Origin of the sequence: Lacrimispora indolis DSM 755, from assembly GCF_000526995.1 — a bacterium.
Taxonomy (GTDB): Bacteria; Bacillota; Clostridia; order Lachnospirales; family Lachnospiraceae; genus Lacrimispora; species Lacrimispora indolis.
Genome location: NZ_AZUI01000001.1, coordinates 2865784 through 2882188, shown reverse-complemented (window position 1 = coordinate 2882188; position 16405 = coordinate 2865784). Strand labels below are relative to the sequence as shown.

Sequence of the window (16405 nt, the reverse complement as noted above, 5' to 3'; positions counted from 1 at the left end):
TATTTACCCTATCCTTCCGTAAAAAGGGCCGGTGAATCATGATTACTTTCACCGGCTCAGTCCAGCCGTCTGATGCTTATGGTCTTGGAATACCTACCGTATCTGGAGAAATTTTAGCACTGCCGATGTCATATAAAGTCCAGCATACAATGGACGCCAGTTTATCAAGATATTCAGAAGTATCAACCACATCATATCCAAATACGATCATCCCCTTATCATCTGCCAGCTTCTTAAATGATTCAGACTCAACAGCATTCTTATAAGCACTATCCAGTGCTTCGATCACATCTTCTGGTGTTTCCTCTGGTACCATGATGCCAAAAGACTCTCCAAGCGGAAGAATTTCCTCCATTTCCGGTGCCACAGACTTAATGGACGGAATGGTGATTTTTCCGGAAGGACCATCAATCACCAGATCCTCATCGCTCAAACAAGCCAGGCCAATCAGGTCTCCGGAACGGATCATATCAATCATTTCCATAGAAAGCTGTGCCGTAAAATCTACTTCTCCAGACAATGCAGCGATAATTGCCGGGTTACCGCCTTCATAAGGTATGTGAGTGAACTCAGCACCGACTCCCTGTGCAAATACGGATGCTCCGATATGTCCGCCAGTTCCCACGCCAGCGCTGCTGGCAGTGATTTTACCTGGGTTTTCCTTCATAGCCGCAATGAGATCTTCAATGGTCTTATAAGGAGAATCTTTTTTAACGGCAATTACGTTGGGAGAAAATGCAGCATCCCATACTACCCATTTCTTATAGCTTGTGTCCACCAGTCCCATAACCTGAGAATTGGTAAATGCCATCATACCATGACCCAAGACCTTATATCCATCCTTAGGCGAATCATAGACATCCTGCATTCCAACCGAGCCGCTGGCGCCAGGCATGTTGGTTACTGTCATACGTTTACCAAGGTCGCCGCTCATTTCCTCCACCAGAGCACGAACAGTCAGATCGGTACCGCCACCTGGATTCCACGGGACAATAACCGTGATATCTTTTGTCGGATAGTCACTTTTGGATTTGGCTTGTTCGGTTTCACCGGTCTCCTGGTCAGCCGCTGTTGACTGGTTCTCGGCCAGTGCCGCAGTTGTTGCTTTTCCCCCGCCGCTGCAACCGGTAAGACCAGCTGCAAAAGTCAGTGCCACTCCCAGTAAAATCAAAGTTCTTTTGTTCTTTCTCATCATACTTCCTCCTGATTTATATAATATGGTTTTATTTGTTAAGTAAACGTTTACATGTTAGGTAAACGTTTACTTAATGCCGATACTATACGGGAGTTTTTCTCCCGTTAATACTAATTCAGCTGACTTACAGTTCCTCCTTCATACAAATCCGATTCCACAATTTGTCTGATATATTCTCCTGGCATAGTCTTTCCCTCCAGTTGATCAAGTAGGATTCTTGCAGCCACCTCACCCATCCTGGTTCCAGCCTGGGCAATCCTTGTAATCTCTTCCATCCGCGCCCATGCCGGATTTCCTACCATGGCAACAGAAATTTCTTCCGGTATCTTCACCTTCTGCTTTCGAAGATAAGTAATTCCATCTTCCGCAAGTAAATACTGACCATATATAACAGCAGTGACCTGGCTGTTTTCCAATAGCTCTTTGGTCAGTCTCATTCCGGTTCCTTCTTTCAGATCGCCCTTCTTTACCAATGTCTGGTCAAAGGAAACTCCAGCCTGTCTCAGCGCTTCTTTATATCCGCTCACCCGTTCGTAAACGTTTGTAATGGCCGTATCCCAATAAATCATGCCAATATGTCGGTGTCCCTTTTGTATCAAATGCTCCGTAATCCGGAAACCGACTTCAAAGTTATCGCTGCTTACATAATGATATTGCTCCGTTTTTGCCAACGGACGCTCTATTGCTACAAAAGGAAGGTTATTATCCATCAAGATGGACATATTTTTTCCCCCTTCCACAGTAGGAATCACCAGATATCCATCTGCCCGGATTGTCAGCATACGTTCTAAAACTTCTTTTTCATGCTTTGGATCATCAAAGGTATTGCAGGTTGACAATACATAACCATACTGATTCGCAATTTTCTCTATTGCAATAAACATACTCATAAAAAATGGATTCTCATACTGGGGTGTCAGTACCGCCAGGATTCCCCTTTGCTTTCCTTTCAAGCTGCTGGCCAGCCCGCTCTTAACATAATTCAAATCCGCCGCCGCGTTTAAGACCCGTTCTCTCAGTTCATCACTGATGTACCGGTCTTTCGAATCATTGAGCACATATGAAACGGTGGCAATGGAGGTTCCCGCCATTTCTGCAACATCCCGTATAGTAACATAACGGGAATTAGTCTTTTTTCTATTCATGCTTCTCTTCTTTCACTATGTAGATATCTGCTTATTATTATAAGTAAACGTTTACTTATCGAATAAAATCCAAAGCAATTAGATTGTAAATTAAATTGTATTATTTGTCAATATATTATTTGTATTTTTTTATTATCTATATGGTTTTAACAAATTTCCTTTTTTTATTTTGTATAAAATTCTATACTTGTATTTATTTTATATTTTCATCTATAACTTTTGTTTATATTTCCCTATATTTCCCTTGTTTCCCCCTCAATCTAAACTTATAATAGAAATCAAAGTAAAAAACAGGAGGAATTTTCTAATGCAAAAAAGTGATGGCATGAACTATGCCCCTCAAGGAAAAACAAAACCCGTTGTTAAACCAGGTGAATTTATGTTTGCGGTTACCGCCTTAAAACATGGACATATCTATGGAATGACCAACGGTCTTGTAGAGGCTGGAGCGACTCTGAAATATGTGTATGACGACGACCCCAAGCTCTTAGAAGATTATTGCCGTACATATCCCCAGGCTATTCGGGCAGAGAGCCTGGATCAGATCCTTACGGACCCGGACATCCAGTTGGTAGCCGCTGCTGCAATTCCCTGCGACCGGGCTTCTTTAGGTTTTAAGGTAATGGAGGCCGGCAAGGATTATTTTACCGACAAATCTCCTTTTACCACACTGGAGCAGATTGATTTAGCCAGAAGCAAGGTAAAATCCACGGGTCAGAAATACATGGTATATTTCAGCGAACGCCTTCATGTGGAAAGCGCCGTATATGCCGGCCAATTAATCAAAGACGGGGTCATAGGCGATATCCTGCAGGTTATGGGTATGGGCCCTCACCGCTTAAATGCACCGTCCCGTCCACAATGGTTTTTCCAGAAGGAGAAATACGGCGGAATTCTCTGCGACATCGGCAGTCATCAGATTGAACAATATCTGTATTTCAGCGGTTCCACCGATGCACAAGTAGTACGCAGCCAGGTGGCTAACCATAACCATCCGGAATATCCGGAATTTGAGGATTTTGGCGAAGTCATGTTAGTAGGCAGCAACGGTTCCAGCAACTACTTCCGGGTAGACTGGTTTACCCCTGACGGACTGGGCTCCTGGGGCGACGGAAGACTTTTTATACTGGGAACCAAAGGGTACATTGAACTTCGTAAATATATCAATGTGGGAGTTGACAACCGTTCCGATCATGTATTCTACGTTACCGGAGAAAAAGAACATTATGTAAATGTCAGCGGGAAAGTAGGCTACCCCTTCTTTGGCGAACTGATCCTGGACTGTATAAACCGGACAGAAATTGCCATGACACAGGAACATGCTTTTAAAGCCGCAGAATTGTGTATTAAGGCTCAGATGGCCGCAGAAAAAATAAGATAAGAAGTGGTGGGTGGGGACCCTCTCCTGCTCCTTCAGTTTTTTTCACTTTCTGGAAATTAGTAGTATCCAGTATTCTTTAATATCCCTCTTCTCTTCCGTCCTCTGCTGTTATCGCAGCAAATGTGGAAACCGGAATAGAAAGTACAATTTAAGCATACAAAAATAAATTAGCATATATGTAATTTCAAACCTAAAATGGTGGCAGCAGCTGGAACCTCTTCCAAAATACGGCAAGATTACGGTTTTCTTAACTTGTCCCTGGTTTCTTACGCATTCTTACGCCTTCTTTACATCCCTTGACCTTGGACTTACTCCATGGTTTAAAGTCATTCCATCAGCAGAAAAGCTGAGAAAGCAACAAAAAGGGGTTCTTATGAAAGGAGAACAAACATGAGAAAACAGAAACTTAAATGGCTGATTCCCTGCGCTGCAGCGCTTTTTACAATAGGTGCATCCATGACCTCCTTTGCAGCTCAGGGCTGGGCTCAGGAAAACGACACCTGGGTATACTTGGACTCCAACGGAGATATAACAACCGAATCCTGGCGCAAGTCCGGTGACAGCTGGTTCTATTTAAATGAAGACGGCGAAATGGCTACCAGCAGCTTAATCGAATCCGATGACAATTACTATTTTGTAAATTCATCAGGAGCCATGGTTACAAATGAATGGCGTGAAGTTCCTTCCGACCAGGATGAAGAGGATGAACCAGATACTTACTGGTACTACTTTGGCAGCAACGGAAAGGCCTATAAGGCTCCTACCTCCGGCAAAACCACCTTTAAATCCATAAAGACCGCCAACGGAGAATCTCATAACTATTCCTTTGATTCAGAAGGAAGAATGTTGTTTGGCTGGGTTAATGATGAATCCACACGCCAGACCGGTGACGATGCATGGAAGGACGGTATCTATTACTTAGGAGATTCCTCTGACGGCGCTCAGGCAAACGGCTGGAAATCCATCGAAGTAGAAGATTCAGAAAATGAGAAAGACAATTTCAACGGAGCCTACTGGTTCTATTTCGGCACCAACGGCAAGAAGATAAAGGATACAACAAAAACCATCAACGGTCAGAAATACCGCTTCAATGAAAACGGAGCCGCTGAATCAGAATGGTATGAAATTGCCTCTGCTTCCACTTCAAGTTCCGCTAACCAGTATTATAATCTCCCAGAACAGTGCTGGCTTGCAAAAGGCTGGTTCAAGACCGTTCCCGGAGAAGATATTGATGCAGAAGCTTATGATGACGGCACAGAATACTGGTTCTACGCTTCCAGCAACGGACAGCTTACAACCAGCCAGATCAAGAGCATCAATGGCTTAAGCTACGCCTTCAACGAAAAGGGCGAAATGCTTCAGGGGCTTTATAAACTGACCTTTGAATCAGGCAAAACCATCGAGTCTTACAGCGAGATCGAAACAGAAAGCGATTTCCCTGCTGCAGACGACGCAGCAGAGGTTTACTATTTCGGCACATCTCCAAAGGAAGGCGCCATGGCAACCGGCAAGACTACCATTGATATTGACGGCGAGAAATACACCTATAACTTCCGCAAGGCCGGAAGCAATAAGGGAGCCGGCTACAATTCCATCACCGATGACAGCATCTACGTACAGGGCAGACTGATCAAGGCTGACAAAGATGAAAAATATAAAGTAGTGGAATACAATGACAAAGAGTACTTAGTCGGTACAAGCGGAAAGCTTGCTAAGGGCAAGACAAACATTCAGGATGGCGACGGCAAATACTACAAGACCAACAGCGACGGAACCATCAAAGAATCAGGATACGAAAAGATAAAATAAAGTAAAAAACATAAGAAAAGGGAGGCAGCAGCGGATATTCCGCGCTGCCTCCTTTTTATCCTTTATGAACCTGCATACACCTTTGCCCCTTCATAGATTTCTTCTGAATCTACATGGTCAATGACCTTCTCTCCCTCTGTCAGCCCTTCTTTTATAACAGCCTGGGATGCAGTCCTGTATTCGATCTCAACGGGATGCTTCTCCGCCCTTCCATTTTTGATCACAAATACATACTTCTGATCATCCAGTTCAAAGACAGCACTTGAAGGGATCACCAGCTTATCGTCCCCCTGATACAGGGTAAAGCGGATGTTGGCGCCATAGCCTTCCTTTCCTTCCAGGTCCGGATTCTCATCCATGTCGACCTTCACATGCACCCTGTATTCATCCATTCCCAGGGCAGAGGTCCCTTTAGCAGCATAGTCATAGACCTGGCTTATGGTCCCTCCGTACATTTGATCCTGATTTCTAAGCTGCAGAATCACCGTCACTTTATCTCCCGGAGTAAGATAAGGTGCAATGCTGGTAAGCACGTCAGACTCTGCCTGGACCTTTCCCCTCCCGCTTATGGTAGCGGCAGTTTCCCCTGCCTGTATGTAGGACATATCCTTGACAGGAAGGGAGGTGACTATTCCATCCCTGTCCGCAGCTACCACACATTTTTTCAACCGGTCTTCCAGCTGTTCCATGGTAGTTTCCTGGGATTTGATCTGGGCCTTTAACTGCTCTTCCACACTTTCATAAAACCTTCCGTTAATGGTGGTTTCGTCAATTCCCCCTGCCTTTAAGCTCTCTAAAAACCGGCGGCTTTCCTCATAGCGGCTCTTCGCCTGCTCCCATGCCAGAGAAGCGTACTCATAGGAAGCCCGGTCCTTTTCCCACTCGATTTTAGAAATACTCCCTGCAGAATACAGGGACTGGGATGCGTCAAAAACGGTTTTTGCCGCCTGGTAATCCGCTTCTTTTGCCGATACCTCCGCTCTTATGGAATCCAAATATTCCTGAGGCGATGACGTCATCACCTGCCCGATCCGGCTCTGCTCCAGCTTGGCCTTATAGCCTGCCAGAGCGCTTTCACAAAGAGACTTTTCATGCAATAAATCCTTATCATCAACGGTAAACAGGATATCTCCTGCCTTCACCCCGTCATTTTCCCTGACCATAACCTCTTTTACAGGTCCTGCCACCTCTGAAACCAGGCGGTATTCCCCTCCTGCCGTAATGGTTCCTTCCTCAGTATACCGGTCCTCTACGGTTTCATAGGAGGCCGCTGCGGTTTCCACCGGGGCTCCTTTTAAGCTTTTCACTGCAGCCCTTCCTATGATCAGCACAAGGACAACTCCTGCAGCCAGAAAGCATATTTTCTTTTTCCTGCCATCCAATCGGATCTTCATAAGCCTACTCCCTTTCCTTTAATATATCCGTGAGCTTTATCCTTCTTACAAACCGCGTCTGGGCCAGCAAAGAAGCCCCTGCCATTGCAAGGCAGGTGAGAAACGCTATCCCATAACAGGATGGCCGTATAGCCAGATCAATGGTATAGGAATCGGATATGACCAGATGCTCCAAAAGGTATTTTACTCCAATGCTTCCAAATATTCCTAAAACAATTCCAAGAATGAAGTAAACCACCTGTTCAAACAGGAGGATCCTTCCGATCTCCCTATCCGTTCCTCCCATGATAATAAACGTTCCAAGCTCTGAGATCCGTTCCCTGATATTGATCATGGAAATATTATAAATGAGGATTCCTCCTGCCGCCACTGCCATAAGGGAAAACATCTGAACCATTGCCATCATGCTGCCCATAATGTCCCGGTAGCTGTCAATGATGCGGCTGGTATCCACCATCCAGGTCACCCGGCTGGTTTTTAAAAGCTCTTCCCGGACCTCGTTAAGCCTTCCCTTTTCCACCTTTAAAAGAACGGTTCCCGCCATTGGAACAGAACCAAAAAAGCGGTAAAAGCCTTTTGAAGACATATAGCAGCCGCCTCCCAGACTCTCCTGTATGACAGCCTTTACGGGAACCTTCACCCCTTCCGCAGTCAGGCCGGGAACAGTCACTTCCATTAGGTCCCCTTCCTCCAGGTGAAGCTTTTTTGCGATCCTGCTGTTTATGAGGATCCCATCCTCCGGCGGCTCATAAAACCGGCCGTAGAGATCCATGATCCTCCACATGTCAGACTCAGGGTTCAAGCCATAGACCATGGCAAACTCCGACAGATTTTCATGCTTTAATTCCACTGCCTTCTGGAGAACTGCCTCGCTTTTTCTCACTCCCCTTATCCCCTCCCCTGCCAATTCTCCCCTGATAGGAGATACAAAACGGTCCAGGGAAATCTGTATATCATAGGTCTGCACTTTGCTGAACTGATCGAAATACATCTGATCCGCTACCCCTTTAAAGGAGAAAAGCACAGAAGACATGGAAAAAGGGAATGCAATGGCCAAAATAATCAGAAAGCCTCGAAAAGGGTTCCTCACCACAGAGCGAAGTCCCATTTTCTCCATGGCTCCAAGCCTGGAGGATAAAAAGCCGGGAAGTTTCAAATTCCCTGCAGCAGCAGGAGCCTTTGCCCTCATGGCCTGGGCCGGAGTGATCTTTAAGATTCCCATGACCCCTAAATAAACCGCCAGGAGCCCGGTCCCCACGGCAATTCCCATGCCGCTGATCCTTGTATTCATGTAGCTGTGATAAACCGTGTCCGGCAAGTTAAAAAAGTCCACATACATAAGAAACATAAACCGGCCAAAGGGAACCGCCAGAATGCTTCCAACCAAAGCGCCTAAAACGCCGACCTCGGCCCCCTGGTAAAGGTAGGCCAAAATCAATTCACCGTCTCTCATCCCAAAGGATTTCATGGTGCCTATGAGGCTTTGATCCTTGTCTATCATCTTTTTTAACACCACATAAAGCATGAACACGGAAATGGACATAAACAGAAAGGGAAGCGCCGTTCCCATGGAATACAGCTCATTGATTTCGCCCTTTACCATATTATAGCTGGCCTGGTTTTCCCGGGAGGAAAGGGATATCAGGCCATACCCGGAAAGGCGGTCCATGAGCTGATAGCGCACATCTTCATAGGTATATCCTTTTGCCAGACGGAATCCCAGCTCATTCATGGAATCCTTTTTCCCGGTCAATTCCTCCATCCTGCTTTTTTCCACGCAGGCAATGTCATAGATCTCCCCATCGGGTACCATGGCACCTCCCGGAGGAATGGCATATATGTATTCCGGGCCGTAACAGGTTCCTGCCAATTCAAACTTTACGCTCTTTCCATTGATCATGAGGGTGAGAGGCGTCCCGTTTTCGTAACCATATATTCCGGCCATCCGGTTTCCCAGATAAATACTGTCCTTTCCTGTCCCCATCCCTTTTACCATCAGCTTATTTAAAGGATCAATAGGATCGTAAGACAGCAGATGCACGGTCACGATCTCTGTCTGGGAAGGGGCAAACAGCCTTGCATCAACAGCCATTTTTCCAGAAGCCTCTTCGATCCCTGGAATCTCCTTTAACCGTTCTAAGTCCACCTCCGATATTCCTGAAACTTCGGCGAACACGTCCGCTATGGCGCTGCTGTCATAATAACGCTGTACCTGGTCCCCTAAGTTTCTTAAGGTGTCCATCATGGCAACATAGACAAATATGCCGATGGCAATGATGAAAACGGCCCCCAGAAAGGAACCTGGATTCTGTCTGGCACACCGGACCACATTCTTGCGGAAGCTTTTCACTACCAGACCACCTCCTCAGGCTTTAAGGGCGTTTCATTGACACGGATCCTTTCCAGGCACCCATCCTTAAAATAAAACACCCGGTCTGCGATCCCTGCAATGTTCTCATTATGGGTGATCAGAACCACCGTCTTTTCATACTGTCTGTTAAAATCCGACAGCAGCTTTAAAATCTGGCTTCCAGTGCCGCTGTCCAAGGCACCCGTAGGTTCATCGCAAAGAAGGATATCAGGATTCTTGCACAAGGCCCTGGCAATGGCCACCCTTTGCTGCTGTCCTCCCGACAGCCTGCTTGGAAAATGACCTGCTCTGTCCAAAAGCCCCACCTGTTCAAGCAGTATCTCCGGGTCCAGAGGATCTTTGGAAAGCTCCGCTGCCAGCTGTACATTCTCTAAAGCAGTCAGTCCTGGCATCAGATTATAAAACTGAAAGATAAATCCGGCATGAGCCCGGCGATAAGCGGTAAGGCTCTTTAAATCTCCCCAGGAGAGTGGTGTGCCGTCATAATAGACGGTCCCGTTGGTAACTGTTTCAATTCCTCCCAATATATTTAAAAGGGTACTTTTCCCGGACCCGCTTGGCCCCAGGATCACAATAAATTCCCCCCGGAGAATCTCAAAAGATACATTCCTTAAGGCCTGCACCTTGACTTCACCCGCATCATAATCCTTGCAGACTTCTTCTGCCCGTATCAAAACTTCCATAAGTCCTTCCCTCCCTTCTTTTCCCCCATCATACACCCATGTTATTATCAATGCAATTCTCCGTCAATATCATCCGGCGATTATTTTTATCAACAATTATAATTATTTTAAAATATACAAAAATTTCATGAAAATCATACAAAAAAACAAAGAGGAAACGCCCGCCTCAAACCTGCGCAGCTTCCTCTTTGTCTCTTTTCCTCGTCCTCAGGCAGATATCCGAACCCTGTTCCGACGTTACTTAACCCTTCAGCCCCCAGTATACCTTTTCTGCCGTAACAGGCAGCTCCCTGATCCTCACCCCTACCGCATTAGCCACCGCATCCGCAATGGCGGGAGAAGGAGTATTGATCACGATCTCGCCGATGGATTTGGCACCAAAAGGCCCTGTAGGTTCATAGCTGCTTTCAAATTCCACCCGGATATTCCCCACATCCTGCCTTGTGGGAAGCTTGTACTGCATAAAGGAATTCTCCAGCATCTGTCCCTTGGAGGAATAAGTGACCTCCTCATACATGGCCATGCCAATTCCCTGGGCAATGCCGCCTTCGGTCTGGATCCTGGCCAGATTTGGATTAATGGTGGTCCCGCAGTCCACTACTGCCACATAATCCAGAAGCTCTACCTCTCCGGTCTCCTTATCAACTTCCACCTCAGCCATTCCCACCATAAAAGGAGGCGGCGACACAGGAGAACTGTGGCTGGCCCCGGCAGAGAGCATATCCTCATTAAAGCACATGACCTTATTTCCAATATCCTTTAAGGATATTTCCAGCTCTCCCTCCTGCTGGTACACCCTCTTTCCGTCAAAGTCCAGGGTATCCTCCGGGCAGCCAAGGTATTCTGCTCCCTTTTTTATAATTTTTCCCCGCATTTCGTGGCTGGCCTTTACCACGGCCATTCCGGTTAAATACATGGTGCTGGAAGCATAGGAACCGGAATCATAGGGGGAAACATCCGTATCTGTTCCATGGACCACGATCTCATCTAAATTACATTCCAGGCAATCCGCCGCTACCTGGGCGAGGGTGGTGTCACAGCCTGTTCCCATGTCGGAAGCACCGATCATAAGGGTATAAAAACCGTCATCATTGAGGCGCAGCTCCACAGAAGCCACATCAACGCCGGAAATGGCGGATCCCTGCATGGACATGGCAACGCCAACGCCCCGCACCTTTCCATTTCCCATGTCAACCCCTGGGTACTTTTCATCCCAGCGGATCATGTCCTTGGCTCTGGCCATACACCGGTCCAGGGCACAGCTTCTTAGAGTTTCACCATAATAGGCTGGCATGATATCCCCTTCCCTTACCATGTTCTGTTCCCTTAATTTTACGGAATCCATGCCCATTTTCTTTGCCAGCTCATTGACCGCCGATTCCACAGCAAAGATTCCCTGGGTTGCGCCATATCCCCGGTAAGCCCCGGAAGACATGCGGTTGGTGTAAACCACATCATATGCAAACCGGAATGCTTTGGCAGTCCCGTAAAGAGGTATGGTCTTATGGCCGGACAAGCCTACCGTAGTTGGGCCGTGTTCCCCAAAAGCTCCTGTATTTGACAGGGTATGCACATCAATGGCCTGAATGATCCCCGTCTTATCCGCTCCCACCCTCACATGGACTTCCATCTCATGTCGGGGAGACGCGGCGATCTGGGACTCATACCGGCTATAGATCATCTTGGCCGGCCTGCCGGTCTTCATGGTCACAATTGCCGGATACACCTCTGCCACCACTGTCTGCTTTGCTCCGAAGCCGCCGCCGATCCGGGGCTTGATCACACGGATCCGGGATTTTGGAACATCCAGGGCATGGGCAAGGATCCTTCTCACATGAAAGGTGATTTGCGTGGAAGACACCATATTTAAACGCCCGTAGGCATCCAGATAGCAGTAAGCCCGGAAGGTTTCCATCATGGCCTGCTGGTTTGCCTTCGTATGATAAACCTGCTCCACCACATAATCACACTGCTTTAAAACCTCATCCACATCTCCGTGCTCTTCCATTCCAGAGGCACACAAATTTCTCCTATTGTCCGCACCTACCGGACAAAGGCTCTTCCAGTCTTCCTCAGGATGAACCAGCACCCGGCTGTCCTTTGCCTGTTTAAAATCCAGCACAGGCTCCAGGATTTCATACTCCACCTTAAGAAGACGCAGGGCATGGTCCACCGCATCTTCCGTTTCACCGGCAACGATGGCCGCTGCGTCTCCCACAAAACGCATCCTCTGATCCAGGATCAGCCTGTCATAGGGGCTCGGCTCCGGGTAGGACTGGCCTGCCATGGTAAAACGCTTCTGAGGTACATCCTGATAGGTGAGAATGCAGGCGATTCCGGCCACCTTTTCCGCCCTTTCCTTGTGGATCTCCTTAATGAGCGCATGGGCATGAGGGCTTCTGAGCACCTTTACAAAAAGACAGTCCCCGGGAGCCAGGTCATCGGTATACACAGGCTTTCCTGTCACCAGGGCCATAGCATCCTTTTTTTGTACAGAAGTATTGACCGTACGCATTTTATAATTCATCCCTTTTCTCCCCTCTGCTCAAATAGTTCTTTACGGCCCGAAGCTGCCCCATATAACCGCTGCACCGGCATAAGTTTCCGGCCAGGTACTCTTTTATTCCCTCATCGTCAAGGGCTTTTTCTTCCTTTTCCATTGCAAGCACATTCATAATAAGTCCTGGGCTGCAAAATCCGCACTGCTCCGCTCCTTCCGCAGCCAGATAGGTCCCAAACTCCTTTGCTTCCTGTTCCGCACCTTCCAAAGTCACCACTTCACAGCCATTTGCCCTGGCAGCTAAAAAGGAACAGGAAAGTCTTGACTTTCCATTGACCATCACCGTACAAAGACCGCAATTTTCCGTTTCGCAGCCGCACTTTACGCTGTAGCAGCCCTTCCTTCTAAGAAGCTGGAATAAGGTGGTGTCATCTGTGATTTCCTCATAGGTCAGTTTTCCGTTCAGTGTGAATTCTATCTCCATTTATTCTTCCTCCTGGTCCAGCCCTTGGAAAAGCCTTCTGATATATATTTCAGCCAAATGCTTCCGGTACTCCCCGCTCCCTCTCATGTTTGTACCATAGGAAAAGCCCTCTGATGCCCGTTTTGCAAGCTCCTCCTTAGGACATTCCTGGCTTCCGTCAAGCACTACCAGCTCAGCTTTTCCAGGCCTGGCACCTACGGAAACATAAAGCTTCCCATCTTTTCTGGACGCGCAGCAGGCGATTACAGGAAAATCCGTCTTTGCCATACGCTGGGAAGCATAAGCCGCCTTTCTTCCATCCTTTTTAATATGGATACGGACCAGAATATCCCGGTCGCTTTTTTTCCTGCAGAACTCCTCTAAGGGGAGAATTCCTCCCTTGTACAGTTCCACATAAGTGTCAAGGGCCAGCAGGCAGGTGGTAATATCGGAAAATCCAAACCGGCCGAACACGCTTCCTCCCACAGTAGCCCCGTTGCGGAACTGAACACCCACAATAGAACGGGTGCATTCCTTGAAAACGCCGGAAAAGCACGTGTCCAGCCCTTCATGGGTCTCCAGCTGGCGCAGGGTGCACATGGCACCTATGGAAAACTCATCTTCCGTCTCCTCAATCCCATCAAGCCCAAGGCCCGATAAATCCACCAGCGTCATCTTCACCCGGCTCTGCACTTTCAGCCACATCATGCCTCCGCCTATGACACTGCTCTTCTTCTGATTCAGGGCAAAAGCCTCTTCCAGGCTTTCCGCTTTTACATAATTTTTAAATCGAATCATTGGAACTGTCCTCCTGACTCCCAAGCTTTCCTTCTTTATCTGCTAACCGGTTTCCCCTTATCTATCAGTAAGATGCCATTTTATTTATTAGCAATAATAATAAATATAACATCATATATTAGAAAACCGGAAAGAGTATATCATACTCCTTCCGGTTTTGACAATGGTTTTATAGGTTTTTTATTAAATTCGTCATAATCCGACAATGGATTCTCCGATCAAAGCCTGGACATATTCAGGGCTGGAGCAAAGACATCTTGAAAACCCTTCCGCGGTTTCAGAAAAGTCAATTCCAAGGGCCTTAAGCTTTCCTAAGTCCATGGTCAAATTCCTGGGATTATCCGGATCCCCTGCTTTCTCCGGGATCACAAGCTCTCCTCTGTTTTCGCTTTTGTCTAGCATCTGAAAGACCTTGCGTCCTATTTCATAGGTGGAAAGGGAGCTTTCACTGCCAAAATTATAGATTCCGCCGGGCAGGTCCATGGCCGGCTCCATGTTTTTTACTACCTCCTGTACCCAGGTAATGCCGCGGTAGTCGTAAACCGAAAGCCTTATTGGATGGTTTTGCACCATGGACCGCAGCAAGTTGGTCAAAAGATTGGAGCTGCTTTTAAGGCCCCTGACCGGAAAATCATACATCCAGGAAAGGCGGAGGCAGATTGCCTCAGGCAGAATCTCCAGGATCTCATCCTCTGCCTGTTTTTTCTGGGCCCCATAAACATTGATGAGAGGGACCTCATCACTTTCCTTATTCGGCCCCTTTTTCCTGCTTCCCCCGTAAATCTGGTCCGAACTCATAAAAAGCAGCCTGCTGCCATTGTCACGGCTCCCCATGGCCATGTTCACCGCTCCCTTCCGGTTTACCGCCTCAGAAAGCGCCGGCTGCTCCTCGCATACCCTGGTGTTGGATATAGCAGCGCAATGGATCACAACATCAGGATTTTTTTCTTTTATGTATTCCCTCACAGCCTTTTGGTCCGTAATGTCTAAGCTTCCGTGGCCGACCCGGATCACATCATAATTCCTTTCATAATATGCGGCCAGCCTCCCGCCTAGAAAACCTTCCACTCCTGTAACCATTACTTTTTTCTTCATCCGTTTCCCTCCCTTTTTAAACAGTATATCACATCCTTTCCCCAACTCCAATAATCTGTATAACCTCTTACAGGCAGTAAATCCCCATGCATAGTACAAGATTCCATATATATAGAAAGAATCCGGCTTTAAGAAAATATCCATGATCAGCTCGATCAGGCTCTCTGCAATTACGCCGCCCAATGCATTGCCAATGGCTTCAACAAATGCAACCTGTTCCGCCAAAAGCTTTGCCCAAGGGGAACAGCCACTTTTAACGGATATCTGCCGTCTAGTTGGTAAATAAGATTATACTGCTCTGAATTGTCCATATACCGTACCCCCGCAGTTGGTTAACAGCAGAATTTTGTGCTGTTTTGACAAAAGAAAAATATTACAAAATACTTTTTGGTCAACAAAAACTTTTAGCTTAACGAAAATGTAACGCCCTATTTTTTAAGAAAATATTGCCATAATAATTAAGCTGATTCCGTCCACAATAATAGATGTAATAAACAATCAAGGAGGGTTAACCATGTTAGTAGACGGAAAAAATGAATGTATCCAATGCTCCATCGATAACTGCGCTTACCATGCAAAAAGCGTAGATTATTGCACCCTGGAGAGAATCAAAGTAGGAACACATGAGAAGAATCCTACCAAGAAAGAGTGCACTGACTGCGAATCCTTTAAGAACGAGGCATAAGCCGCCAAACTCTAATTTCCTCCTAAAAAATACTGCGCAGCATAAAAGCCGCGCAGTATTTTTTATTATATTTAACATTGAAACACAGCCATTATTTCACAAGCTGTTCTTCCAGGTTATTGTATTTCGCACTTAAGACAATAATATCAATCCGTCTGTTTTGGGCTCTCCCTTCCGCTGTTGAATTGTCGGCCACAGGTTTAAATTCGCCATAACCCACAGCAATAAGCTTATCCGGTGAAAAATTGCATTTATTAATAAAAAGCTTTACAACACTGACAGCTCTTGCCGTGGATAATTCCCAGTTGGAGGGATAGGTACTGCGTCTGATGGGAACGTTGTCGGTATGGCCCTCAATACGTATGTAATTATCAATGGTATTTAAAAGTCCTGCCACCTCAACCAAAGTATCCTCACTTTGTTTTTTAATTTCCGCACTTCCTGAGTCAAAGAATATGGCATTATTCAGTCTGATGACAAGTCCCCGCATATCGATCATGGTTGATACCGATTGATCCATGCCATTGCCGTGGAGTTTTGTATCAAGTTCTGTCTTTAGGTTTTCCAGCTTTTTAAGTTCATACTCTCCCATAAAGCTCTCCAGCTCACTTTGGGTCTCAATATTTAACGGACCGCCTGACTGGGCGCCATCGCCGCTGGAGGCATCTTGCGCGGCTGATTTGGAAACATAATCTTTATTCATCATGGTTCCGGCAAATTGCTGGGAAATCTCCTGTGCTTTTGCAGCATCTATCTTACTGACAGCAAAAAGTACGATAAAAACTGCCAGCAGCAGGGTCATCAAATCTGAATATGGCAGCAGCCATGCCTCCCCGGCTTCTTCTTCCTGATGTACATGCTCTCTCTTTTTTGCCATATGTATCAC

The 16405-nt window shown here is 46.7% G+C and carries 13 protein-coding genes; 3 read left to right on the top strand and 10 right to left on the bottom strand.

Features of this window, described 5'->3' with window-relative positions; translation table 11 throughout:
- Positions 1–76: 76 nt before the first annotated feature.
- Positions 77–1195, bottom strand: coding sequence for a tripartite tricarboxylate transporter substrate binding protein (locus K401_RS0113845; RefSeq protein ID WP_084492886.1), 1119 nt, complete (start codon positions 1193–1195; stop codon positions 77–79).
- Positions 1196–1305: 110 nt separating this feature from the next.
- Positions 1306–2340, bottom strand: a complete 1035-nt coding sequence (locus K401_RS0113840) for a LacI family DNA-binding transcriptional regulator (RefSeq protein ID WP_024293498.1) — start codon at positions 2338–2340, stop codon at positions 1306–1308.
- 307 nt (positions 2341–2647) lie between these two features.
- Here K401_RS0113840 and K401_RS0113835 point away from each other — a divergent pair, with 307 nt between their 5' ends.
- The gene (locus tag K401_RS0113835) at positions 2648–3721 is read left to right on the top strand and encodes a Gfo/Idh/MocA family protein (protein WP_024293497.1); all 1074 of its coding nucleotides are present in this window, start codon (positions 2648–2650) and stop codon (positions 3719–3721) included.
- 390 nt (positions 3722–4111) lie between these two features.
- Complete coding sequence (locus tag K401_RS0113830) at positions 4112–5530, top strand: PspC-like choline-binding domain-containing protein (RefSeq protein ID WP_024293496.1); 1419 nt, start codon at positions 4112–4114, stop codon at positions 5528–5530.
- Between the two features lie 62 nt (positions 5531–5592).
- Here the strand turns inward: K401_RS0113830 and K401_RS0113825 are convergent, their stop codons facing one another.
- From K401_RS0113825 to K401_RS0113795, 7 genes are all read right to left on the bottom strand, one after another.
- Complete coding sequence (locus K401_RS0113825) at positions 5593–6924, bottom strand: efflux RND transporter periplasmic adaptor subunit (RefSeq protein ID WP_024293495.1); 1332 nt, start codon at positions 6922–6924, stop codon at positions 5593–5595.
- 4 nt (positions 6925–6928) lie between these two features.
- Positions 6929–9274, bottom strand: coding sequence for an ABC transporter permease (locus K401_RS0113820; RefSeq protein ID WP_024293494.1), 2346 nt, complete (start codon positions 9272–9274; stop codon positions 6929–6931).
- The gene (locus K401_RS0113815; RefSeq protein ID WP_024293493.1) at positions 9274–9978 is read right to left on the bottom strand and encodes an ABC transporter ATP-binding protein; all 705 of its coding nucleotides are present in this window, start codon (positions 9976–9978) and stop codon (positions 9274–9276) included. The genes K401_RS0113820 and K401_RS0113815 overlap by 1 nt, the downstream gene beginning before the upstream one ends.
- 241 nt (positions 9979–10219) lie before the next feature.
- A complete protein-coding gene (locus K401_RS0113810; protein ID WP_024293492.1) occupies positions 10220–12493 on the bottom strand; it encodes a xanthine dehydrogenase family protein molybdopterin-binding subunit in 2274 nt (757 codons plus the stop codon).
- 1 nt (position 12494) lies between these two features.
- Entirely contained in the window at positions 12495–12962 is a 468-nt protein-coding gene (locus tag K401_RS0113805) for a (2Fe-2S)-binding protein (RefSeq protein WP_024293491.1), read from the bottom strand.
- Positions 12963–13739 carry an FAD binding domain-containing protein gene (locus tag K401_RS0113800; RefSeq protein WP_024293490.1) on the bottom strand — a complete coding sequence of 259 codons (777 nt, stop codon included), beginning with the start codon at positions 13737–13739 and terminating at the stop codon, positions 12963–12965. It lies immediately after the preceding gene.
- Between the two features lie 192 nt (positions 13740–13931).
- A complete protein-coding gene (locus tag K401_RS0113795; RefSeq protein ID WP_242842309.1) occupies positions 13932–15059 on the bottom strand; it encodes an SDR family oxidoreductase in 1128 nt (375 codons plus the stop codon).
- 289 nt (positions 15060–15348) lie between these two features.
- Here K401_RS0113795 and K401_RS32435 point away from each other — a divergent pair, with 289 nt between their 5' ends.
- The gene (locus tag K401_RS32435; protein WP_084492884.1) at positions 15349–15519 is read left to right on the top strand and encodes a DUF1540 domain-containing protein; all 171 of its coding nucleotides are present in this window, start codon (positions 15349–15351) and stop codon (positions 15517–15519) included.
- Between the two features lie 91 nt (positions 15520–15610).
- Here K401_RS32435 and K401_RS0113785 read toward each other — a convergent pair whose 3' ends face one another.
- Positions 15611–16396, bottom strand: coding sequence for an OmpA/MotB family protein (locus K401_RS0113785; RefSeq protein ID WP_024293488.1), 786 nt, complete (start codon positions 16394–16396; stop codon positions 15611–15613).
- Between the last annotated feature and the right edge of the window lie 9 nt (positions 16397–16405).